The following is a 22,628-nucleotide window of genomic DNA, read 5'->3' on the forward strand; positions in this document are numbered from 1 at the left end:
CACCAACAGCAATGTCACCTCGTTGTCGACGTCTACTTCAACGGGCCTGAGCACTGCCGACAGCCGGATCACTTCGCTGTCCACCTCAACGTCCACCGGACTGAGTACCACCAATAGCAACGTCACCTCACTGTCGACCTCGACCTCCACGGGCCTCAGCACAGCCACCAGCGGCATTGCGTCCCTGTCGACGGGCCTGAGCACCACCAACAGCAATGTGACCTCACTGTCGACCTCCACTTCGACAGGCCTGAGCACTGCCGACAGCCGGATCACCTCGCTGTCGACCTCGACGTCGACCGGCCTGAGCACAGCAACCAGCGGCATCACCTCTCTGTCGACGGGCTTGAGCACCACCGACAGCAATGTCGCGTCGCTGTCCACCGCGGCTTCGACCGGCATTAGCTCCCTGTCGACTTCGACCTCCACGGGCCTCAGCACAGCCACCAGCGGTATTGCCTCCCTGTCGACCGCGACCAGTTCGCTGTCGACCGGCCTGAGCACCACCAACAGCAACGTCACCTCGCTGTCATCCTCGACATCGACCGGTTTGAGCACTGCCGCCAGCGGCATCAGCTCCTTGTCCACTGGTCTCAGCACCACCGACAGCAATGTTGCGTCGCTGTCCACGTCGGCTTCAACCGGTATCGGTTCCCTGTCGACCTCGGCCAGTTCACTGTCTACCGGCCTGAGCACCACCAACAGCAACGTCACTTCGCTATCGACCTCCACCTCGACGGGCCTGAGCACTGCTGACAGCCGGATCAGTTCCTTGTCCACCTCGACCTCCACCGGCTTGAGCACAGCCACCAGCGGTGTCACTTCCCTGTCCACCGGCCTGAGCACGACCAATAGCAACGTCAGCTCGCTGTCGACCTCGGCATCGACCGGTTTGAGCACTGCCGCCAGCGGCATCAGTTCCCTGTCTACCGGCTTGAGCACCACCGACAGCAATGTCGCATCGCTGTCCACCGGCTTTGGCTCCATCTCGACCGGTTTCAGTTCCCTCTCGACAGGTTTCAGTTCGCTGTCCACCGGCCTGAGCACGACCGACAGCAACCTGGCGGTGCTGTCGACCTCCGCCTCGACCGGTATCGGCTCCCTGTCCACGTCGGCCTCTACGGGGCTGAGCACCGCGGCCAGCCGGACCACCTCGCTGTCGACTTCCACCTCGACGGGATTGAGCTCGCTCTCCACGGGCCTGAGCACCACCGACAGCAATGTCGCATCGCTGTCCACCGGCTTCAGCTCCGTATCGACCGGTTTCAGCTCAATCTCGACCGGCTTCAGCTCGCTGTCGACCTCGACATCGACAGGATTCAGTTCGCTGTCCACGGGCCTGAGCACCGCCGAGAGCGGTGTGGCCTCGCTATCGACCGGCTTCAGCTCGGTGTCTACCGGCTTCAGTTCACTCTCGACCGGCTTCAGCTCGCTGTCCACCGCCACCTCTACGGGCTTCAGCTCCCTGTCCACGGGTCTCGGTTCCCTGTCCACGGGGCTGAGCACCACGGACAGCGCCGTGGCCTCGCTGTCCACCGGTTTTGGCACGGTCTCCACCGGCTTCAGTTCCATCTCGACGGGTTTCAGCTCGATCTCGACCGGCTTCAACTCGCTGTCGACGTCCACCTCGACCGGCTTCAGTTCCCTGTCCACGGGCCTGAGCACCACCGAAAGCGTGGTGGCCTCGCTGTCCACCGGCTTCAACACGGTGTCCACTGGTTTCAGCTCCATCTCGACGGGCTTTAACTCGCTCTCGACTTCCACCTCGACCGGCTTTAACTCCTTGTCCACGGGCCTGAGCACCACTGAAAGCGTCGTGGCCTCGCTGTCCACCGGCTTCAACACGGTGTCCACCGGTTTCAGTTCGATCTCGACGGGCTTCAGCTCGCTGTCGACGTCCACCTCGACCGGCTTCAGCTCCCTGTCCACCGGCCTGAGCAGCACGAACAGCAATGTCGCCTCACTGTCGACCTCCACCTCGACCGGTGTGAGCTCGCTGTCCACGGCCATTGATTCCCTGTCGACCTCGGGTTCCACCAGTGCCAGCTCGCTGTCGACCGGCGTGAGTTCGCTTTCCACGGGCCTGGATTCCCTGTCGACGTCGACCTCCACCGGCATCAATTCGCTGTCGACCGGCTTCGGTTCCCTGTCCACCGGGTTTGGATCGCTGTCCACCGGCTTTATCTCGCTGTCGACCAGCGTGGGCTCCCTCTCGACAGGCCTCAGCACCACCAACAGCAATGTCGCGGTGCTGTCCACCTCGACCTCGACGGGCATCAGCTCGCTGTCGACCGCCATCGACGGGCTGTCCACCTCGACCTCCACGAGCGCCAGTTCGCTGTCCACGGGCCTGAGCACCACCAACAGCAATGTCGCGTCCCTGTCCACCTCGACTTCGACCGGTGTGAGTTCGCTGTCCACCGGCGTCAGTTCGCTCTCGACCGGCGTGAGCTCCCTGTCCACCGGGGTCAGCTCCCTGTCCACCTCGGCCTCAACCGGCATCAGCTCGCTGTCCACCGGTGTCAGTTCGCTCTCGACTTCGACCTCGACAGGCATCGTTTCCCTGTCGACCAGCATTGATTCGCTGTCGACCTCGACCTCCACCGGCCTCAGCTCGCTGTCCACCGGGGTCAGTTCCCTGTCGACGGGCGTCAGCTCGCTGTCCACGGGCCTGAGCACCACCAACAGCAACGTCGCCTCGCTGTCGACCTCGACCTCCACGGGCATCAGTTCCCTGTCGACCGGGCTCAACTCCCTGTCCACCTCGACCTCCACCGGCTTCAGTTCGCTCTCGACCGGCTTCAGCTCCGTCTCCACGGGACTGAGCACGGTGAGCAGCACGGTGACGTCGCTGTCCACCTCGGTTTCCACGGGTGCCAGCTCGCTGTCGACCGGCCTGAGCACGGCCAACAGCAACATCACCTCGCTGTCCACCTCGACCTCCACCGGCCTGAGCACCGCCAACAGCGGCATCATCTCCCTGTCGACCGGCCTGAGCACGGTCAGCAACGGCGTGACCTCGCTGTCCACCGGCCTGAGCACCGCCAACAACGGCATCGCCTCGCTGTCCACAGGGCTGTCGAGCGCGACCTCGGGCACCACGGCACTGGCCCCGCTGGTCAATGCGGCGAATTCCGCGGCGGCCAACGGCGGCGCGGTCATAGGCTCCACCGCGGGCGGCGCCGCCGGCGCCGGGCTGCTCACGCAGGGCAAATCCTTCAACGGCACGGCGATGCAGACCGTCGCCGCGCCTTCCGATTGCACAGTGGCCAATGGCGCCGACACCACGGCAACGGGCCTGTGCGCCAGCGCCGGCACGCGTGCCGGTGTGAACGGCGCGGCCACCACGACGGTGGCCACCGGTGCCACCGCCTACGGCTCGCAGTCGCTGGCCCAGGACAAGAACACCACCGCCATTGGCTTCCGCGCAACGGCCACCTACGAAGGCTCCGTGGCCATAGGCTTCCAGGCACGGGCGATTGCCGACCCGGCCACCGCCGTCGGCTGGAACTCACTGGCCTCGGGCAACGACTCGGTGGCCCTGGGGGCCGCGGCCGAAGCCACGGCCAACCGCTCCGTGGCGCTGGGTGCCTACTCCGTGGCCGACCAGCCCAATACGGTGTCGGTGGGCTCGCCCGGCAACGAGCGCCGCATCACCAATGTGGCTCCCGGCGTTTTCGCCACCGACGCGGTCAACGTCGCGCAGCTCAACGACGTCAGGCGCGTGGCCTACTCCGGCATCGCGATGAGCATGGCCATGGCCGCCACCTATATGCCCAACCTGGAGGGCGGCGAAAAAGCCCTGGGCATAGGCGTGGGCAACTACAAGGGCTACGGCGCGCTGGGCCTGAACTTCAAGGCGCTCAACAACGACGGCAAGAGCGCATGGGGCTTCGGCGTCTCCACCACCGGCAAGGAGTGGGGCATGAACTTCGGCGCAAGCTGGAAGTGGCGTTAAGAGAGGGCTCCGGGAGCCGCTCTCAGTAGAATGCCCTAAGCGCCTAACACCAGCAAATGGAGCCTCCCGGCTCCCGGTGAGCGCCGCGCGGCCCCAGGGCCTGCGGCGCTCATTGCTTTGGGAGACACACAAGCATGCGTATCGGTATCTCGGTCCTCACACACGCCGGCCAGAACATCTGGGAAAACGGGCTGGGGCAGAACGTCATCTTCCTGGCCCAGGCCTTCCAGAAGCTGCCCTTTGTGCAGTCCGTCGTGCTGCTCAACGGCGGGGACCAGAGCACCATGCCGCCGCAGGTCAACATGGACGCGCTGGGCCTGCGCATGATGTCCGCGCACGAAGCCACCGACCACATCGACCTGGCCATCGAGATGGCCGGCGCGTTGGACGTCAAATGGCTGGACTACCTGCGGGCCCAGGGCAAAAAAGTGGTCTGGTATTGCGCCGGCCAGCCCTATGTCGGCCTGATAGAGCCCAGCGTGTTCGACCGCCCGGGGTTTTTCAGCCGGGCCGACCGCTGCGACGAGATCTGGATACTGCCCAAGGACTTTTCCGCCTTCGCCCCCATGCTGCGCGCCCTGCACCGCTGCCCCGTGCATGAGGTGCCCTATATCTGGTCGCCGCAGTTCCTGGACGCACGCGCCCGGGAACTGGAGAAAGAAGGCTATGCCTTCGGCTACAAAGCGCGCGCGGCCGGCGCGGGCCTGCGCGTGGCCATCTTCGAGCCCAATGTGTCGGTGGTCAAATGCACCAACATCCCCATGCTGGTCTGCGACGAGGCCTTCCGCGCCGATCCCGCCCAGGTGAACTTCATGCACGTGCTCAACACCCTGCACCTGAAGGACCACCCCACGCTGCTCTACCTGGCCAACTCGCTGGACCTGGTCAAGCAGCAAAAGGCGATCTTCCAGGGCCGCCATGACTTTGCCGGCTACATGGTGCAGCATGCCGACGCCGTGGTGGCGCACCAGTGGCAAAACGACCAGAACTACAACTACCTGGACGCCCTGCACGGCAACTACCCGCTGATCCACAACTCGCCCTGGCTGCGCGACGCCGGGTATTCCGATTACTACTATCCCGACTTCAACACGGTAGAAGGCGGGCGCAAGCTGCTGCTGGCCGCAAGCCAGCACGACAGCCGCCTGGAGCAGCACCGCCAGCAGGCCCGGCGGGTGATCACCTCCGTTGACCCCTTCGCGCACGCCAACCTGCAAAGCCTGGCGCGCAGGCTGCAAGCGCTTTTCAGCAATACCGCAGGCGTGGGAGCCGCCGCATGAGCCAGACAAAAGCGACCACGCCGGACCGCCTGCGGGTCGGCGTTTCCATTTACGTGCGCAAGGGCGAGCAATCGCTGTGGGAAAACGGCATCTATCAGAACTGCCTGTTTCTGGTGATGCTGCTGCTCAAGGCACCCAACGTGGCTGAAACCTACCTGGTCAGCGGGGGCGGCGACGGCGACGCCGCCGACGCCCAGCGCTTCATGGCCGACTCCCCGGTGCCCATCATCGACATGGCGGCCGCGGCCGACAAGCTCGACGTCATGATAGAGATGAGCGCGCAGCTGGGCCGGGACTGGGCCGTGGCCTTTCGCGAGCGCGGCGGGAAAATCGTGACCATGCGCGTCGGCAACGACTACGTCATCGACATCGAGCGCATGATTTTCAACAAGCAGCACGGCTTGCTGATCGCCGGAACGCCCTACGACGAAATCTGGACCCTGCCCGAGTACGAGCGCAGCTGCATGCACTACTTCGGCAGCGCGATGCGGGCGCCGGTGCGGCTGATGCAGCACCTCTGGAGCCCCGGCGTGATCGACCGCGCGGCCGCGACGCTGCCCAACGGCGAGACCTTCGGCTACAAGCCGGGCCGCAAAAAATGGCGGCTGGGCATCTTCGAGCCCAATATCTGCATGGTCAAGACCAGCCACCTGCCCATGCTGCTGATCGACATGGCGCACCGGGCCAACCCGCGCGTGATCGAGCTGATGCGGGTCTACAACAGCTTTCACATGAAGGACCACGTGACCTTTGTCGGCTTCGCCAACAGCCTGGACATCGTCAGGCACGGCCTGGCCGTCTTCGAAGGCCGCTTTCCGGTCTACCAGTGCTTGTCGTCGCAGGTCGATGCCGTCGTCTGCCACCACTGGGAGAACGGGCAGAACTACCTGTACTACGAAGCGCTTTACGGCGGCTACCCGCTGGTCCACAACTCCACTTTCCTCGCCGACTGCGGCTACTTCTATCCCGGCTTCGACTGCGAGGAAGGCGGCCTGGCCCTGCTGCAGGCCTTTTCCCAGCATGACGCCGACCTGGCGGGCTACCGGGAACGCGCTCGCACCTTTCTGCGTACCCTGGCGCCCGAGAACGAAGACAACGTGCGTGCCTACAATGAGGCGCTGGTCCATCTGTACCGCGCGGGTTCATCGTGATGTCCACCACTTCCCTCTCCTTTTTGCGCCGTGCGCTGCTGGCGGCCGCCGTTTTTGGCACGCCGGTGTTCCAGGCTCACGCACAGGTCACGCCGCAGCGCCCACCCGCTCCCGTGTTGCCGGCGCCCGCGGCCGGCGCACCTCTGGACGCGCTGACGGCTGCCGCCACCAATGTGGGCGTGAGGCGTTGCCTGCCGGCCATCACCCGCCTGTCCTCGCTGACCGTCAGCGGCAGCACCGGCAACGACGTGCTGGTCGACTGGGACCGCAAGAACCCCGACGGCGGCCCCTTCTTCTCGCTCAGCGGCGTCGAGTACAAAAACGCCTCGCTGGCGTTCTCCCTGACGGCGGTGCCCGACAGCACGGGCGGCTGCTCGGTCGCGGCCGAACGCATCTCGGTCGCGCCCTTTGCCTGCCGCAGCATCGCGCAGCAGGAACTGGGCGGCTACCAGGCCACGCAGTTGCTGGCCACCTTCACCGTGTACGTCGATGCGCGCGACCCCGGCGCCTCGGTGACCCTGATCGACTCGCCGCCCGGCTGCCTGATCATCCGCCGCCACGTCGAGTACGACTGGAAAGACCCCGCGCTGAGAGCGCCCAGGCGATGAACGGCGGGGCACACTGACCATGAAGGCCCTGCGCATAGGCATCACCATAGGCCTGCGCTCGCCCGACGAAAGCCTGTGGGTCAATGGCATCAAGCAGAACGCGCTGAACCTGGCCTGCGTGCTGCAAGCCTCGCCGCTGGGCCACCGGGTGCAGCTGGTCAACACCACCGACGTACCCATCACCGGCCAGCTGCCCTGGGACCTCAAGGCCTTCCCGGTCGTCACGCTGGAGGCCGCGATGAAAGACCTCGACGTGCTGATCGAGCTGGGCGGCGGCATCAGCGAAGCGCATTCCCTGCAACTGAAGGCGGCCGGCACGCGCCTGGTCAGCTACTGCTGCGGCAGCGAGTATGTGGTGGTGCTGGAGTCCATCCTGTTCGGCCGGTCGCTCTGGCCCAACGGCGTCTACATGAACCGCCACTACGACGAGATCTGGGTGATCCCCCAGGTGGCCAACAACTCGCTGTCCTTTATCCAGACGCTCAGGCGCTGCCCGGCCAAGGTCGTGCCCTTTGTCTGGGACCCGCGCTGGCTGGAGTCCGGCGTGGCGGCGCTGCCCCATGGCGCGCGCTACCAGCCGGGCCGCGCAGCCAAGCGGTTGGCCGTCATGGAACCGAATATGGATGTGGTCAAGGCCTGCATCTATCCCATCCTGATCGCCGAAGCGGCCTTCCGCGCCCGGCCCGAGCTCATCGAGTTCCTCAACGTCTGCAGCGCCAAGCACCTGGCCGAGCAAAGCCGCGAATTCCAGCTGCTGATGTTCCAGCTCGACATCGTCAACGCCGGCAAGGCCACCTTCCTGGGACGTTATGACACGGCGAATTTCCTGGTCGAACACGCCGACGCCGTGATCTCCAACCAGTGGGACAACCCGCTCAATTATTTTTACTTCGACGTCTGCTGGCTGGGCTACCCGCTGGTGCACAACGCCGGCATGTGCAAAGAGCTGGGTTACTACTACGAAGGCAACGACGTGGAGGCCGGCGCGCGCCAGCTGCTGCAGCTGCTGCAGCGGCATGACGACGCAGCCACTGAATATGCCGCGCGGCAACGGGAATTGCTGCGGGTACACACGGCCGCCAACCCGGAACTGGTGGCCCGCTACGACGAACTGCTGGCCGGGCTTTTTGCCGGCTGAGAACGCAGCCATGGTCTCCACCAGCCCCGGCCTGCGCATAGGCATCACCATCGGCCTGCACCAGGAGGCCGAAACGCTGTGGAACAACGGCATCAAACAGAACGCGGTGTTCCTGGCCGAAGCCCTCAAGCACTCGCGGCTGGTGGCCTCGGTGCGCCTGGTCAACACCACCGCCGTGCGCATCACGGCCGCCCTGCCCTGGGACCAGCGGCGCTGGCCCACCGTCGCCTTTGAAGATGCCAAGGACTCGCTGGACGTGCTGATCGAGCTCGGCGGCCAGGTCAGCGCGGAGCAGACCGACTACCTCAAGCGCCGCGGAACCCGCCTGGTGTCTTACTGCTGCGGCTTTGAGTACGTGCACACCATGGAGTCCATCCTGTTCGGCCGGCCGCTGTGGGGGTATGACCTGTTCATCAACCAGCGCTATGACGACCTCTGGGTGATTCCGCAGGTCGCGCCCATCAGCCAGCATTATTTTTCGACGCTGCGGCGCAGGCCGGCCACTGTCGTGCCTTTCGTTTGGGACCCGGTGTTCATCGAGGAACGCAGCCTGGCCCTCCCCGATGCCGGCCGCTACCACCCGCGGCACGGCCCGCGCCGGCTCAGTGTGATGGAGCAGAACCTGGACGTGGTCAAGTTCTGCCTCTACCCCATCCTGATCGCCGAAGAAGCCTACAGGCGCAGGCCCGAGGCCATTGCCTGGCTGCACGTCACCAATGCCTTGCGGCTGGCTCAGGAGAGCAAGGAGTTTGTCGCGCTGATGAACCAGCTCGACATCGTGCGTCAACACAAGGCCTCCTTCCTGGGCGTGTATGAAACGCCGGCCTTCCTCAGCGAGATGAGCGACGTCGTGATCTCGCACCAGTGGGAGAACGCGCTCAACTACTTTTACCTCGAGGTCTGCTGGCAGGGCTATCCGCTGGTGCACAACGCCCACCTGTGCGCCGACCTGGGCTACTACTACGAAGGCAATGACGTCGAGGCGGGCTGCGCGCGCCTGCTGGAGGTGTTCGACAGCCACGACGAGCAGGCCGCCGGCTACGCGGCGCGGCAGCGCGAGTTGATCAAACGCTACCTGCCGGCCAATGCCGAGGTGGTGTCCCGCTACGAGACGCTGCTGCTGCGCCTGATGGGCACGCCGCCGAGCTAGGGTCCGGTGTACGGCAGACATAAAAATGCCCTCGCGAGGAGGGCATTGTTGGGGCCGGTGCGCCGGGCTCAGGCGGCGATTTCCCTTGCCGTGATCTGGTACTTGAAGTCGTCCGGCGCGTAGGAGTCAAAACGCCCCGCGGCGTTTTCGCCAATGGGGTACATGAAGAAACCGAGCTTCTCGCCGGCCGACTTCGGCAGGGCCATGTCGTGCGCCGTGTTGTAGGCCATCCAGTTGCCTTCCCAGCCGCCGAACAGCGCCTTGTTCACGGGCGCCACCACCGGGTCGGCGGTGGTCTTGATCCAGTCCGCCGTTTCCAGGCGCATCACCTTGGCCACGTCGGCCGGGTCCATGGCCACCCAGCCATGGCCCTTGAGGTAGACCTCGGAGCGGCAATGCTGGGCGCCCTTGAGGCTGGCCGGGTTGCCCGAGAGTTCCTTGTAGCCGAAAGCCGAGGGCACCAGGCGTATGCCATAGACGTCGCGCGCCGGCAGACCCATCGAGCGGCACAGGCCGACAAACAGCGCATTGAGGTCGGCGCACTTGCCGCCCAGGTTGCCGGTTTCCAGCATGGTCTTGATGTCGCCCTCGCCGCAGCCGCGCACCTTGGGTTCGCGGTAGGTGTTGGCGACGATCCAGTCATAAATCTTTTGCGCTTTCTCAACGTCGGTCTTCGCGCCCTGCGTGGCCGCCAGCGCGGTCTTGCGCACAATGCCGTCGGTCGGGATCAGCGTGGTCGGGCGCGTGAAGTAGCGCAGCGTGTCGGCGCTCTCGGCGGCGGCGGTTTTCTGCGACCAGTCGATGGCGCGCCCTTGGGTCTGCACGCGACTGGTCAATTCGACAAAGGGTTTGGCTTCGGTAGCCGGAAATTCGACGTACAGCATCTTCGCGCCGTCGCGGCCGTCCTGCGTCAACTGCATGCTGCCGTTGCCCGCGAAGCTGTTGCCCAGCGAATGCTGGTAATCGCTGTTGACCGAGGGAATCGGCAGCCAGACCCTGGTCACGCCCTGCGGCTTGAGGATGTCCACGCGCGTGGTCACGTCAAAGGTGCGCCAGGCGCCGCTTTGGGGTGCGAAGTGGCGGCGGCTGGGAGCGGCGGCGGTCTGGGCGAAGTTGAGGCTGGGCAGGGCTGCGGCCATGGCGGCGGCGGCGCCGTTTTTCAGAAAGGCTCGGCGTACGGTGGTCATCAAGGATCTCCGGGGGTGGGGTGAGGTCGACGTGCACCGCGGCAGGTAAAGATGCCCCGGGATGTCAGCTGGTGATTATCGCCTGCGCCTCAGGCGGACGGGCTCAGGGCTTGAGCAACCCGGCTATCAGCTTTTCGGCCGCGGGCCCGGTCCAGTCGACTTCGCCCCGTATGCGCTGGCGCGGCCTGCCGAGCCAGTCCACGCTCAGCGTCGTCGGGAACACCTTCACACCCCAGCGCTGCGCCGCCTCACCCTTGCTATCCAGCAGCACCGGCAAGGTCACGCCGGTGGTCCTGGCAAACTGCAGGGCACGCGCAGGCGGCTCCTTGAAGTTGATGGCCAGCACCAGCAGCCTCTCGGGCCCGTAAAAATCCGCTACCTGTTGCAGCGTGGGCATCTCGGCGCGGCAGGGTTCGCACCAGCTGGCCCAGAAATTCAGCAACACGGCCCGGCCGCGCAGGTCGGTGGGCAGCCAGGTCTTGCCGGTGGTGTCGACCAGCGCGAAATTGGACACCGGGCCGGCCCAGGGACTGACTTCATACGCGGGGCCCGTCAAGCCCTGCGGCCACACCGGAAGCACGGCAGCGCCAGCGCTGACGGCAACGGTCTGTTGCAGAAAATGGCGACGGGAAGGGAGCGGAATCGGCATGGGCCTAGCGTTGGTAGGATGTGGATAGGGTAACCGAGCCTCGATGCATGCATCCAGCGCACACCTTCAAATCCATCACAGGAAACTCCATGAACATCGATATCCGGGACGCGCAAGCCCGCGACGCCGCACTGATCCACGCCTTCATCGTCGAACTGGCCATTTATGAAAAGGCCGAGCACGAGGTCATTGCAAGCGCCGCGGACATTGAACGCAGCCTGTTTGAGGCGGATACGCCCGCCCGGGCCCTGATTTGCGAGATAGACGGCCAGCCCGTGGGTTATGCGGTGTACTTCCTCAGTTATTCCACCTGGCTGGGCCGCAAGGGCATGTACCTGGAGGATTTGTACGTGTCGCCCAAACACCGCGGCAGCGGCGCCGGCAAGCGGCTGTTGCGCCACCTGGCCCGGCTGGCTTTTGACAGCGGCTGCGGGCGCTTCGAATGGAGTGTGCTGGACTGGAACGAGCCGGCCATCCAGTTTTACCAGTCGCTGGGGGCAAAGCCGCAAGCCGAATGGGTGCGCTACCGCATGGCCGGTGACACCCTGAGGCAGTTTGCGCAGGGGACCGAGCCCACAAGCCAGGCCCTGCCGACGCCATAAGCTGCTCGCGCAGGCACGCCGGTGCCGGGAGGCGGCGCCGGATTTTTTGTAAGAAACAGCAGCCTGGGGCGACCAATGCCCCAGGAGGTGCGGACGCCGCTGGAAAAGACAGCACAGGCGTCCAGTCCGCCTGGCGGCGCAAACCCTATATAGGACAGCATTTGGCCGGCGCCGCTTGCACCCAAAGCGATTCAGTCCTACAAACAGCCTTTCCAAACGGCTTTTAAATCTAACGTCATTACCAAATAACCGTAGCCAAGGCGAATCTTGAACCTACCACTCAACATCTCGGCCCTCTCGCTCCAGCTGCCTCCCGCGTCCCCGCAATTCATTGACCTCTACCGTCCGGACAGCGACGCGCAGGCCATGCATGCAACGGTGCAGGAGCTGACGGAAGCACTGCTGGCCCCGGCGGCCGTCGTGTCGCCCAAATTCTTTTACAACGCGCTCGGCTCCAAGCTCTTTGAGGCCATCACCGGCCTGGACGAGTATTACCCCACGCGCACCGAAGCCGGCATCTTCGAGGCGGCGCGAACGCACATTGCCGCCACGCTGGCCGAGGCGGGCATCCGCCAACCCTGCCTGATCGACCTGGGCGCGGGCAACTGCGCCAAGGCCATGGCCTTGATACCGCACCTGCATCCGCGCCAGTACGTACCGGTCGACATCTCGGTCGATTTTTTACGCGATGCGGCCGAGCAGGTGCAAAACAACTTTCCGGCGCTCGACATCGTCGGCCTGGGCATGGACTTCTCGGCCGGGCTGGCCCTGCCGGGCGAAGTCCAGTCGCATGAGCGGGTGTTTTTCTACCCGGGCTCCAGCCTGGGCAATTTCCATCCCGGCCAGGCCTTGCAGTTCCTGGAGCACATTGCCGACCCGGCGCAGGGCAAGGCGCGCGGCCTGCTGCTGGGCATAGACCTGGTCAAGGACACGGCGCGCCTGGAGGCCGCCTATGACGACGCGCTGGGCGTGACCGGCGCCTTCAACAAAAACCTGCTGCTCAACATCAACGCATTGCTGGGCTCGGACTTTGACCTGCGGCAATGGCGGCACGTGGCGCTGTTCAACGCCAGGGAGTCGCGCATCGAGATGCACCTGGAAGCGACGAGCGAACTGACGGTGCGCTGGCCCGGCCACGAGCGCAGCTTCCAGGCCGGCGAGCGCATCCACACCGAATGCTCCTACAAGTACACGGTGCAAGGCATGACGGCCTTGCTGCGGCAGGCCGGCTTCCGGCACATTGAATACTGGACCGATCCCAACAGCTGGTTCGCGGTGTTCTGGGCTGCGGTGTAAACAAACCAATTCGCCCAAAGAAAAAGGCCGGTTCCCCTCGGGGAAACCGGCCTTGCTTTTTGAATCGCTGATGGAAGCGGGAGTCCGTCAGGTGCGCTCAGCTACCCAGCCCTGGACCGACTTCAATGCATCGCCCAGCTTGGACGCATCGGTGCCGCCGGCCATGGCCATGTCGGCCTTGCCGCCGCCCTTGCCGCCGACTTGCTGGGCCACAAAGTTCACCAGCTCGCCGGCCTTGACCTTGCCCACGCTGTCGGCCGTCACGCCCGCGGCGATCTGCACCTTGTCGCCGTCGACGGCGGCCAACACGATGACGGCGGTCTTGAGCTTGTCCTTGAGCTTGTCCATGGTGTCGCGCAAGGTCTTGGCGTCGGCGCCTTCGAGTTTCGCGGCCAGCACCTTCAGGCCCTTGACGTCCACCGCCTGCGTAAGCAACTCATCGCCCTGCGACGATGCCAACTTGCCCTTGAGCGCGGCGATTTCTTTTTCCAGCGTCTTGACCTGGTCCAGCACCTGGCCGATGCGGCCCTGCAGTTCCGTGGGGCTGGCCTTGAGCGAGCCGGCCGCGGCCTGCACCGTGGATTCCAGCGATTGCAAATAAGCCAGCGCATTTTCGCCGGTCACAGCCTCTACGCGCCGCACGCCGGCGGCCACGCCGCCTTCAGCCACGATCTTGAACAGGCCGATGTCACCGGTGCGCGCCACATGGGTGCCGCCGCACAGTTCCTTGCTCGAGCCTATGGTCAGCACGCGCACGCGCTCGCCGTATTTCTCGCCGAACAGCATCATGGCGCCGCTCTTTTGCGCGGCTTCCATGTCCATCACGCTGGCGTCGGTCGCCACGTTGGAGAGGATTTCGGCATTGACGCGGGCCTCGATCTCGCGAATCTGCGCATCGGTCACGGGCGCGCCGTGCGCGAAGTCAAAGCGGGTGCGCTCGGCATTCACCAGGCTGCCTTTTTGCTGCACGTGCTCGCCCAGCACTTCGCGCAGCGCCTTGTGCATCAAATGGGTGGCGCTGTGGTTGCGCACGGTGGCGGCGCGCACGGCGGTATTGACCTGCGCCTTCACCGTATCGCCGACCTTGAGCGTGCCCTCTTCCTGAGTGCCGTGGTGGCCGAACACATCGGCGCGAATTTTCAGGGTGTCGTCCACTGCAAAACTGCTGCCCGATGCGGTGATGCGGCCCTGGTCGCCGACCTGGCCGCCGCTTTCGGCGTAAAAGGGCGTGGTGTCCAGCACGACCACACCGCTTTGCCCGGCGTTGAGGGCCTGCACGGCCACGCCGTCGGCGTAAAGCGCCACCACTTTCGCGGGCTCTTCGAGCAGCTCGTAGCCTGTGAAGGTGTTACCGCTGCCGGTGTATTCGAGCGCGCGGTCCATCTTGAACTTGCCGGCGGCGCGCGCCTGGTTCTTTTGCTTGTCCATCGCGGCCTTGAAGCCGGCCTCATCGACCTCGACGCCGCGCTCGCGGCAGACGTCGGCCGACAAATCCAGCGGGAAGCCATAGGTGTCGTGCAGCTTGAAGGCCACCTCGCCCGGCAGCACCTTGGCGCCGCCGGCCAGCGCCGTGTCCAGGATGGTCATGCCGATTTCCAGCGTTTCAAAGAAGCGCTCTTCCTCGGCCTTGAGCACGGCGGTGATGCGGGCTTCGTCGGTCCTGAGCTTGGGATAGGCGTCGCCCATCAGCCCGGCCAGGTCTTGCACCAGCTTGTGGAAGAACGGCGTCTTCTTGCCCAGCTTGTAGCCGTGACGGATCGCGCGGCGGATGATGCGGCGCTGCACATAGCCGCGGCCCTCGTTGGACGGGTTGACGCCGTCGCTGACCAGGAAGGCGGTGGCGCGGATATGGTCGGCAATCACGCGCAGCGACTTGTTGCCCAGGTCCTTCTCGCCGGTTTCGCGCGCGGCGGCCTTGATCAGCGCGTCGAAGATGTCGATTTCGTAGTTGCTGTGCACATGCTGCAGGATGGCGGCCAGGCGCTCCAGGCCCATGCCGGTGTCCACGCAGGGTGCGGGCAGCCTGGTGACGCTGCCGTCGGCCGCCATGTCGAACTGCATGAACACGTTGTTCCAGATTTCGATGAAGCGGTCGCCGTCTTCATCGGGGCTGCCGGGCGGGCCGCCGGGAATGTGGTCGCCGTGGTCGTAGAAGATTTCGCTGCACGGGCCGCAGGGCCCGGTGTCGGCCATCATCCAGAAGTTGTCCGACTTGTAGCGGCCGCCCTTGTTGTCGCCGATGCGGATCACGCGCTCAGGCGGCAGGCCGATTTCCTGGGTCCAGATGTCGTAGGCCTCGTCGTCTTCTTCATACACCGTGGCCATCAGGCGCTCGGGCGGCAGTTTGTAGACCTCGGTCAGCAGTTCCCAGGCCCACTTGAGCGACTCGCGCTTGAAGTAGTCGCCAAAGCTCCAGTTGCCCAGCATCTCGAAGAAGGTGTGGTGGCGCGCGGTGTAGCCCACGTTTTCCAGGTCGTTGTGCTTGCCGCCGGCGCGCAGGCAGGCCTGGACGGACGCGGCGCGCACATAGGGGCGCTTGTCGGTGCCCAGGAACACGTCCTTGAACTGCACCATGCCGGAGTTGGTGAACATCAGCGTCGGGTCGTTGCCCGGCACCAGCGAGCTGGAGGGCACCACGGTGTGCCCCTTGGACGCGAAGAAATCGAGGAAGGTCTTGCGGATGTCGGCGACGGTGAAAGTGGGCTGGCTCATCTTGGATTTTGTGATCTGGCAAGGTGGCCGGCCGCCGGCGACCTCAGGTCGTACCCACTGCGTCGAACCCACCTAAGCGCTTGATTTACTTGAACATTCGATTATAGGCGTGGACCCCTTCGGCAGCCCCGGCGCCAGGCCAAGCCCCGCGCACGCCCGGCGCATCAAGGCGGTGCCCGGCGCACCGCCCCGGCGCCGGGGGGCAAACCGGGCCGCATGACGGCCCCAAAAACAGGCATCCAGGCCCTCCCCTAGCGCGAAACCCGCTGGCACGCAAGCTGCTTAATACCCTATAAAGATAAGTTAAATATTTTCTTAATATATTTACATCCAAACCCTTTTTCACCCTCATCCTCAGGAGCACTCCCTTGAACAACCCCCGCTGGCAAGGCATTTTTCCCGCCGTCACCACCAAATTCCACGCCGACGAAAGCATTGACGCCGAAGGCACGGCCCGGCACATCGACTTCCAGATCCGCAACGGCATCCACGGCCTGGTGACCTGCGGCTCGCTGGGCGAGGCCAGCACGCTGACCCTGGAGGAAAAGCTCCAGGTCGCCAAGATCGCCCTGGATGCCAGCAAAGGCCGCATCCCGGTGCTGGCCAATGTGTCGGAAACCAGCACCCGCGAGGCGCTGCGCTACATCGCCGGCGCCAACCAGATCGGCGTGGACGGCTTCATGGTCATGCCTTCGGTCATCTACGTGGCCGACGCGCGCGAAGCCATGCTCAACGTGCGCACCATGGCCGAGGCCGCGCGCAAGCCGGTCATGATCTACAACAACCCGGTCGCCTACCGGGTGGACCTGAGGCCCGAGCACATGGCCGAGCTGGCCGACTGCCAGTGGCTGGTCGCCATCAAGGAGAGCACCGACAACATCCGCCGCATCACCGACCTGCGCAACACGGTGGGCGATCGCTACCAGCTCTTCCTCGGCGTGGACGACCTGGCCTACGAAGGCCTGGCACTGGGCTGCGACGGCCTGCTGGCCGGCGTGGGTTGCGCCTTCCCGCGCGAGACCGTGGCGCTGTATGACCTGATGAAGGCCGGCAAATTCGCCGAGGCGCTCAAGCTCTACCAGTGGATGACGCCCATGCTGCACCTGGACGTCTCCACCAAGCTGGTGCAAAACCTCAAGCTCATCGACGCGCTGGTCGGCGTGGGCACCGAGCACATGCGCCGCCCGCGCCTGCCGCTGGCAGGCGCCGAGCGCGAATTCGTCGAAGCCATCGTCAAAAAAGCCCTGGCCACGCGGCCGGCGCAGTACCAGTCCGTTCCCTGAGCATCCCGCCATGAAACCCGGCAGCGTGCAAATCCTGCTTGACGGCCTGCCGCTGCGCGTTCCGGCGGGCACCAGCGTGGCCGCCGCGCTGGCTTTTCGCGCACCGGGTTGCGCGCGCCTGTCGGTGTCCGGCGAGGCACGCGCGCCTTTTTGCGGCATGGGCATCTGCCAGGAGTGCCGGCTCAGCATAGACGGGCAACGCCGCCTGGCCTGCCAGACCCTGTGCAGCGACGGCCTGCGCGTGGACACCGGGCTTCCAGCTGGAGGGCAGAATCCATGAACGTTCCTGACACGCCCACACCCGTCGCGGCGCCATGCGAGCTGCTGATCGTCGGCGCGGGGCCGGCCGGCATGGCGGCCGCGCTGGCCGCCGCGCCCAGCGGCGCCCGCATCACGCTGCTGGACGACAACCCGGTCCTCGGCGGCCAGATCTGGCGCGACGGCCCCGGCGCCCACTTGACGCCGCAGGCGCTGCGCATGCGCGAGGCGCTGGCGCGCTGCGCCAATGTGCGCCTGCTCTGCGGCACGCGCGTGGTCAGCCTGGCCGGCGCCGGCGCGCTGCTGCTGGAAGACGCCAAACAAGGCTGGGTTCAGCCTTATGACAGATTGATCCTGTGCACGGGCGCGCGCGAGCTGCTGCTGCCCTTCCCCGGCTGGACACTGCCCGGCGTCACCGGCGCCGGCGGTTTGCAGGCCCTGGTCAAGGCCGGCCTGCCGGTGGAGGGCGAACGCATCGTGATTGCCGGCAGCGGCCCGCTGCTGCTGGTAGCCGCCGACACGGCGCGGCGGGCCGGTGCAAAAGTTGTCCGCATCGCCGAGCAAGCCGGCCTGCCGGCCGTCGCGGGCTTTGCGGCGCAGTTGCTGCGCTGGCCCGGCAAGGCCGCGCAAGCCCTGGGCCTCGTCAGCGCGCACTACCGCACAGGTACCCACGTGGTCTCGGCGCAGGGCGAGGGCCGGGTTCAGTCGGTACGGCTGCTGCATGCCGGCCGCGAGACCGAGATCGCCTGCGATCGCGTGGCCTGCGGTTTCGGCCTGGTGCCCAACACCGAACTGGGCCAGTTGCTGGGCTGCGCGCTGGTGCCTGCCGGCGGCGGTGCACAAGCGCTGGCCGTCGACAGACTGCAGGCGACCCGTGTGGCCGGTGTCTACGCGGCCGGCGAATGCACAGGCGTGGGCGGCAGTGAGCGCGCGCTCGCGCAGGGCCGTATCGCCGGGCTGGCCGCCATCGGGGACAGCGCCGCCGCGCAACGCCACCACGCGGAACGCGCGCACTGGCAAGCCTTTGCCGGGCAGCTGCAACGCCACTTTGCCCTCGCACCTTCGCTTAAAACCCTGGCGCGGCCCGACACCCTGGTCTGCCGCTGCGAAGACGTGACGCAGGCCGCGCTCGCCGGCTGCGGCGGCTGGACCGAAGCCAAGCTGCACACGCGCTGCGGCATGGGCGCCTGCCAGGGCCGCGTCTGCGGCGCGGCGGCGAATTTTTTATTCGGCTGGACGCCGCCCGCGCCCAGGCCGCCGCTGTCGCCCGCGCGCATCGCCACGCTGGCAAGTCCCCACACCACCGACTGAAAGCACCCATCCACCACCATGCCACAGGACATCATTCTCGAAACGCAGGGACTGACCAAGGAGTTCCGCGGTTTTGTCGCCGTGCGCAACGTCGCCCTGCGCGTGCGGCGCGGCAGCATCCACGCGCTGATAGGCCCGAACGGCGCCGGCAAGACCACGGTCTTCAACCTGCTGACCAAGTTCCACACGCCGACCGAAGGAAAAATCCTCTTCAACGGCGCCGACATCACGCAGGAAAAACCCGCGCAAACCGCGCGCCGCGGTATCGTGCGCTCCTTCCAGATCTCCGCCGTGTTCCCGCAGCTCACGGTGCTGGAGAACGTCAAGATCGCGCTGCAGCGCAAGCTGGGCGTGGAATACCACTTCTGGCAGTCGATCGCGGCCATGCGCAAACTGGATGCGCCGGCCATGGCCTTGCTCGAGCAGGTGGGCCTGGCGCGTTTTGCCGCGCTGCTCGCCGGCGATCTGCCCTACGGCCGCAAGCGCACGCTGGAGATCGCCACCACGCTGGCCCTGGACCCGGAGCTGCTGCTGCTCGACGAGCCCACGCAGGGCATGGGCCATGAGGACGTGGACCGCATCAAACAACTGATCAAGCAGGTCTCCGCGCAGCGCACGGTGCTGATGGTGGAGCACAACATGAAGGTGGTGGCCGACATCAGCGACACCATCACCGTGCTGCAGCGCGGCGAGGTGCTGGCCGAAGGGCCTTACGCCGAGGTCTCGGCCAACCCGGCCGTGCGTGAAGCCTATATGGGAGTCGAAGAAGATGCCTGAACCCCTCCACCCCACCGGCGAGGCCATGCTCACCATCCGCGACCTGCACGCCTGGTACGGCGAATCCCATGTGCTGCAGGGCATCAACCTGGACGTCAAGGCCGGCGAATGCGTCACCCTGCTGGGCCGCAACGGCGCCGGCCGCACCTCCACCCTGCGCGCCATCCTCGGGCTGGTCGGCAAGCGCACCGGCTCGATCCGCGTGGCGGGCAAGGAAACCATCACCCTGCCGCCGCACCGCATCGCCCGCCTGGGGCTGGGTTACTGCCCAGAAGAGCGCGGCATCTATGCCTCGCTGACCGCCGAGGAAAACCTGTTGCTCTTGCCCAAGGTCGGCGAAGGCGGCATGTCGCTCGAACAGATCTACGCCATGTTCCCCAACCTCCAGGAGCGCGCCGCCAGCCCCGGCACGCGGCTGTCGGGCGGCGAGCAGCAGATGCTCGCGATGGCGCGCATCCTGCGCACCGGCGCCCGGCTGCTGCTGCTCGACGAGATCACCGAAGGCCTGGCGCCCGTGATCGTGCAAAAGCTCGGCCAGGTGATACGCGAGCTCAAGGCGCGCGGCTTCACCATCGTGCTGGTGGAGCAGAACTTCCGTTTCGCCAAGCACCTGGCGGACCGCCACTACGTGATCGAACACGGGCAGATGGTCGAAGTCATGGAGCAGCGCGAGGTCGAGGCCCGGCAGGGCCGGCTTGACGAGCTGCTCGGCATCTGAGTTTTTTCACCCGTCCTTCCTTCCCTCCCTTTGCTTTTTTCCTTAACCCATGGAGCCCTTTATGCAATTTCGCAAACTCTCCGTCTGCCTGGCGGCCTGCGCGGCCCTGTCCTCCTTGTCTGTCCACGCCCAGGTCAGCGATGACGTCGTGAAGATAGGCGTGCTCAACGACCTCTCGGGCATTTACTCCGACCTGTCCGGCCAGGGCTCGGTCACGGCGGCGCGCATGGCCATCGAGGAGATGGGCGGCAAGGTGCTGGGCAAGCCGATCGAGCTGGTCTTCGCCGACCACCAGAACAAGCCCGACGTGGCGGCCAACCTCGCGCGCGGCTGGTTCGACCAGGGCAAGGTCGACATGGTGACGGACTTCCCCACCACCTCCACCGCGCTGGCCGTGATGGAAATCGCCCGGCAGAAAAACCGCGTGGTCATGCCCTCCTCGGGCCTGGCCACCGCCATCCTCGGCGAGAAATGCACGCCGCTGACCGCGCAGTGGACCACCAACACCTACGCGCTGGCGGCGGGCACGGCGCGCGCGCTGGTCAAGGAGGGCAAGAAGACCTGGTACTTCGTCACCGCCGACTACACCTTCGGCCATTCGCTTGAAAAAGACGCGACCGAGGTCATCAAGGCCGACGGCGGCAGCGTGGTCGGCAGCTCGCGCCACCCCTTCCCCGGCAACGACTTTTCGTCCTTCCTGCTCAAAGCCCAGGCCTCCAAGGCCGACGTCATCGCGCTGGCCAATGCCGGCAACGACACGGTCAACGCCATCAAGCAGGCCAACGAGTACGGCATCACGCGCAAGCAGGTGGTCGCGCCGCTGCTGACCTACATCTCCGACGTGCACAGCATAGGCCTGGACAAGGCGCAGGGCATGTACCTGAGCGAAGCCTTTTACTGGGACTTCGACGAGCGCTCGCGCGCCTGGTCCAGGAAGTTCTTTGAAAAACAAAAGCGCATGCCCACCGCCGCCCAGGCCGGCGTCTACTCGGCCACGCTGAGCTACCTCAAGGCCATCCAGGCCGCCGGCACCGACGAGGCCAAGGCCGTCATGGCGCAGCTGCGCAAGATGACCATCGACGACGCGGTCATCCGCAAGGGCAAGCTGCGCGAGGACGGCGCGCTGGTGCACGACATGCTCCTGCTGCAGGTCAAGACGCCGGCCGAGTCCAAGGCGCCCTGGGACTACTACAAGGTCAAGTCCGTGCTCAAGGGCGCCGACGTATTCCCGCCCGTCAACCCCGCCTGCCAGGCCGGCAAGTAACTCCATCCCGCGCGCGGCGGCATGCCAGGGGGCGGCCGCCGCGCCACCGACGAAACACACATCATGTTTGACATCCCGATGCAGTCCCTGCTGGCCCAGTTGCTGGTGGGCCTGATCAACGGCTGCTTCTACGCCATGCTGAGCATGGGCCTGGCGATCATTTTCGGCCTGCTCAACATCATCAACTTCGCGCACGGCGCGCAGTTCATGGTGGCCGCCTTCCTGGCCTGGATGGGCTTTTCGCAGCTGCCGCTGCTGCTGGGCCCGGAGTTCAAGCTCAACTTCTGGGCGGCGCTGGTGCTGGCACCCCTCATCGTCGGCGGCCTGGGCGTGCTGCTTGAAAAAACCCTGCTCAAGCGGCTTTACCACCTGGACCACCTTTACGGCCTGCTGTTGACCTTCGGCGTCTCGCTGGTGCTCGAAGGCGTGTTCCGCCACTTCTACGGCATCTCGGGCGCCAGCTACGACCCGCCCGCGCTGCTGCAGGGCGGCGTCGACCTGGGATTCATGTACCTGCCGCTGTACCGCGGCTTCGTGGTGGTGGCCTCGATACTGATCTGCGGCTGCACCTGGTTCCTGTTCGAGAAAACCCGGCTGGGCGCCCTGCTGCGCGCCGGCACCGAGAACCCCAAGCTGCTGCAGGCCTTCGGCGTCAACATCCCGCTGATGATCACGCTGACCTACGGCTTCGGCGTGGGCCTGGCCGGCATCGCCGGCGTGCTGGCCACACCCATCATGCAGGTCAACCCGCTCATGGGCGCCAACCTGCTCAACATCGTGTTCGCGGTGGTGGTGATAGGCGGGCTGGGCTCCATCCTGGGCGCCGTGGTCAGCGGCCTGGCCCTGGGCCTGCTCGAAGGCCTGACCAAGGTGTTCTACCCCGAGGCCTCCACCGTGGTGGTGTTCGTCATCATGGCGGTGGTGCTGCTGACGCGCCCCGCCGGCCTGTTCGGCAAGGAGCACTGAAGCCATGAAATCCCTGCTCACCCACATTCCCATGCCCGTGCGCATCCTGCTGGCGCTGCTGCTGCCCGCGCTGCTGGTGCCGGCCTTCCCCGAAATCGCCTACCCGGTCTTCATCATGAAGGTGCTGTGCTACGCGCTGTTCGCGCTGGCCTTCAACCTGCTGATCGGTTTCACCGGGCTGGTGTCCTTCGGCCATGCGGCCTTCTTCGGCTGGGCCGGCTACACCACCGGCATCCTGATGATCCGCTTCGGCGCGGCGGGCTTTCCCGTCGAGCTCGCCATCCTGGCGGGCATGGCGGTGGCCACCGCCATAGGCTGGG

18 protein-coding genes and 1 pseudogene are annotated in these 22,628 nt (G+C 65.7%); 16 read left to right on the forward strand and 3 right to left on the reverse strand.

The genetic code is table 11. The features are described from left to right. The 6 genes from PMI15_RS24275 to PMI15_RS03490 all read left to right on the forward strand — a co-directional run. Positions 1-3,958, forward strand: a 3,958-nt coding sequence (locus PMI15_RS24275) for a YadA-like family protein (RefSeq protein ID WP_157214526.1), incomplete at its 5' end; no start/stop codon positions are given. A gap of 134 nt (positions 3,959-4,092) precedes the next feature. Next, positions 4,093-5,238, forward strand: a complete 1,146-nt coding sequence (locus PMI15_RS03470; RefSeq protein ID WP_007863733.1) for a DUF2827 domain-containing protein — start codon at positions 4,093-4,095, stop codon at positions 5,236-5,238. Beyond that, positions 5,235-6,389, forward strand: coding sequence for a DUF2827 domain-containing protein (locus PMI15_RS03475; protein WP_007863735.1), 1,155 nt, complete (start codon positions 5,235-5,237; stop codon positions 6,387-6,389). Before PMI15_RS03470 ends, PMI15_RS03475 begins: the two co-directional genes overlap by 4 nt. Further along, positions 6,389-6,997, forward strand: coding sequence for a hypothetical protein (locus PMI15_RS03480; RefSeq protein WP_007863738.1), 609 nt, complete (start codon positions 6,389-6,391; stop codon positions 6,995-6,997). Before PMI15_RS03475 ends, PMI15_RS03480 begins: the two co-directional genes overlap by 1 nt. 19 nt (positions 6,998-7,016) lie before the next feature. After that, a complete protein-coding gene (locus PMI15_RS03485) occupies positions 7,017-8,135 on the forward strand; it encodes a DUF2827 domain-containing protein (protein ID WP_007863740.1) in 1,119 nt (372 codons plus the stop codon). Positions 8,136-8,145: 10 nt separating this feature from the next. Beyond that, complete coding sequence (locus PMI15_RS03490; RefSeq protein ID WP_007863741.1) at positions 8,146-9,285, forward strand: DUF2827 domain-containing protein; 1,140 nt, start codon at positions 8,146-8,148, stop codon at positions 9,283-9,285. Positions 9,286-9,353: 68 nt separating this feature from the next. Here the strand turns inward: PMI15_RS03490 and PMI15_RS03495 are convergent, their stop codons facing one another. After that, a complete protein-coding gene (locus PMI15_RS03495; RefSeq protein ID WP_007863743.1) occupies positions 9,354-10,472 on the reverse strand; it encodes a transglutaminase family protein in 1,119 nt (372 codons plus the stop codon). Positions 10,473-10,575: 103 nt separating this feature from the next. After that, entirely contained in the window at positions 10,576-11,121 is a 546-nt protein-coding gene (locus tag PMI15_RS03500; RefSeq protein WP_007863746.1) for a TlpA disulfide reductase family protein, read from the reverse strand. Between the two features lie 89 nt (positions 11,122-11,210). Here PMI15_RS03500 and PMI15_RS03505 point away from each other — a divergent pair, with 89 nt between their 5' ends. Both PMI15_RS03505 and egtD read left to right on the forward strand, forming a co-directional pair. Continuing rightward, positions 11,211-11,723 (forward strand): GNAT family N-acetyltransferase, encoded by a 513-nt coding sequence (locus PMI15_RS03505; RefSeq protein WP_007863748.1) that lies wholly within the window; start codon positions 11,211-11,213, stop codon positions 11,721-11,723. A gap of 267 nt (positions 11,724-11,990) precedes the next feature. Further along, positions 11,991-13,019, forward strand: coding sequence for an L-histidine N(alpha)-methyltransferase (gene egtD / locus PMI15_RS03510; RefSeq protein ID WP_007863750.1), 1,029 nt, complete (start codon positions 11,991-11,993; stop codon positions 13,017-13,019). Between the two features lie 87 nt (positions 13,020-13,106). Here the strand turns inward: egtD and alaS are convergent, their stop codons facing one another. Further along, positions 13,107-15,731: an alanine--tRNA ligase gene (gene alaS / locus PMI15_RS03515; RefSeq protein WP_007863752.1), complete on the reverse strand. Its 2,625-nt coding sequence runs from the start codon at positions 15,729-15,731 to the stop codon at positions 13,107-13,109. Between the two features lie 368 nt (positions 15,732-16,099). Here alaS and PMI15_RS03520 point away from each other — a divergent pair, with 368 nt between their 5' ends. The 8 genes and pseudogenes from PMI15_RS03520 to PMI15_RS03555 form a co-directional block, all read left to right on the forward strand. Continuing rightward, entirely contained in the window at positions 16,100-17,014 is a 915-nt protein-coding gene (locus PMI15_RS03520; RefSeq protein ID WP_007863767.1) for a dihydrodipicolinate synthase family protein, read from the forward strand. Positions 17,015-17,024: 10 nt separating this feature from the next. Further along, complete coding sequence (locus tag PMI15_RS03525; RefSeq protein ID WP_007863769.1) at positions 17,025-17,294, forward strand: 2Fe-2S iron-sulfur cluster-binding protein; 270 nt, start codon at positions 17,025-17,027, stop codon at positions 17,292-17,294. Next, the gene (locus PMI15_RS03530) at positions 17,291-18,583 is read left to right on the forward strand and encodes an FAD/NAD(P)-binding oxidoreductase (RefSeq protein ID WP_007863771.1); all 1,293 of its coding nucleotides are present in this window, start codon (positions 17,291-17,293) and stop codon (positions 18,581-18,583) included. Before PMI15_RS03525 ends, PMI15_RS03530 begins: the two co-directional genes overlap by 4 nt. Before the next feature lie 18 nt (positions 18,584-18,601). Continuing rightward, positions 18,602-19,360 carry an ABC transporter ATP-binding protein gene (locus PMI15_RS03535; protein ID WP_007863772.1) on the forward strand — a complete coding sequence of 253 codons (759 nt, stop codon included), beginning with the start codon at positions 18,602-18,604 and terminating at the stop codon, positions 19,358-19,360. Then, a complete protein-coding gene (locus tag PMI15_RS03540) occupies positions 19,353-20,078 on the forward strand; it encodes an ABC transporter ATP-binding protein (protein WP_007863773.1) in 726 nt (241 codons plus the stop codon). Before PMI15_RS03535 ends, PMI15_RS03540 begins: the two co-directional genes overlap by 8 nt. Positions 20,079-20,139: 61 nt before the next feature. Continuing rightward, entirely contained in the window at positions 20,140-21,342 is a 1,203-nt protein-coding gene (locus PMI15_RS03545) for an ABC transporter substrate-binding protein (RefSeq protein WP_007863774.1), read from the forward strand. 63 nt (positions 21,343-21,405) lie between these two features. After that, positions 21,406-22,308: a branched-chain amino acid ABC transporter permease gene (locus PMI15_RS03550; RefSeq protein WP_036837354.1), complete on the forward strand. Its 903-nt coding sequence runs from the start codon at positions 21,406-21,408 to the stop codon at positions 22,306-22,308. Positions 22,309-22,339: 31 nt separating this feature from the next. Beyond that, positions 22,340-22,628, forward strand: a pseudogene (locus PMI15_RS03555) (branched-chain amino acid ABC transporter permease); the annotation flags it as partial.

Origin of the sequence: Polaromonas sp. CF318 (assembly GCF_000282655.1) — a bacterium.
Lineage (GTDB): Bacteria > Pseudomonadota > Gammaproteobacteria > Burkholderiales > Burkholderiaceae_C > Polaromonas.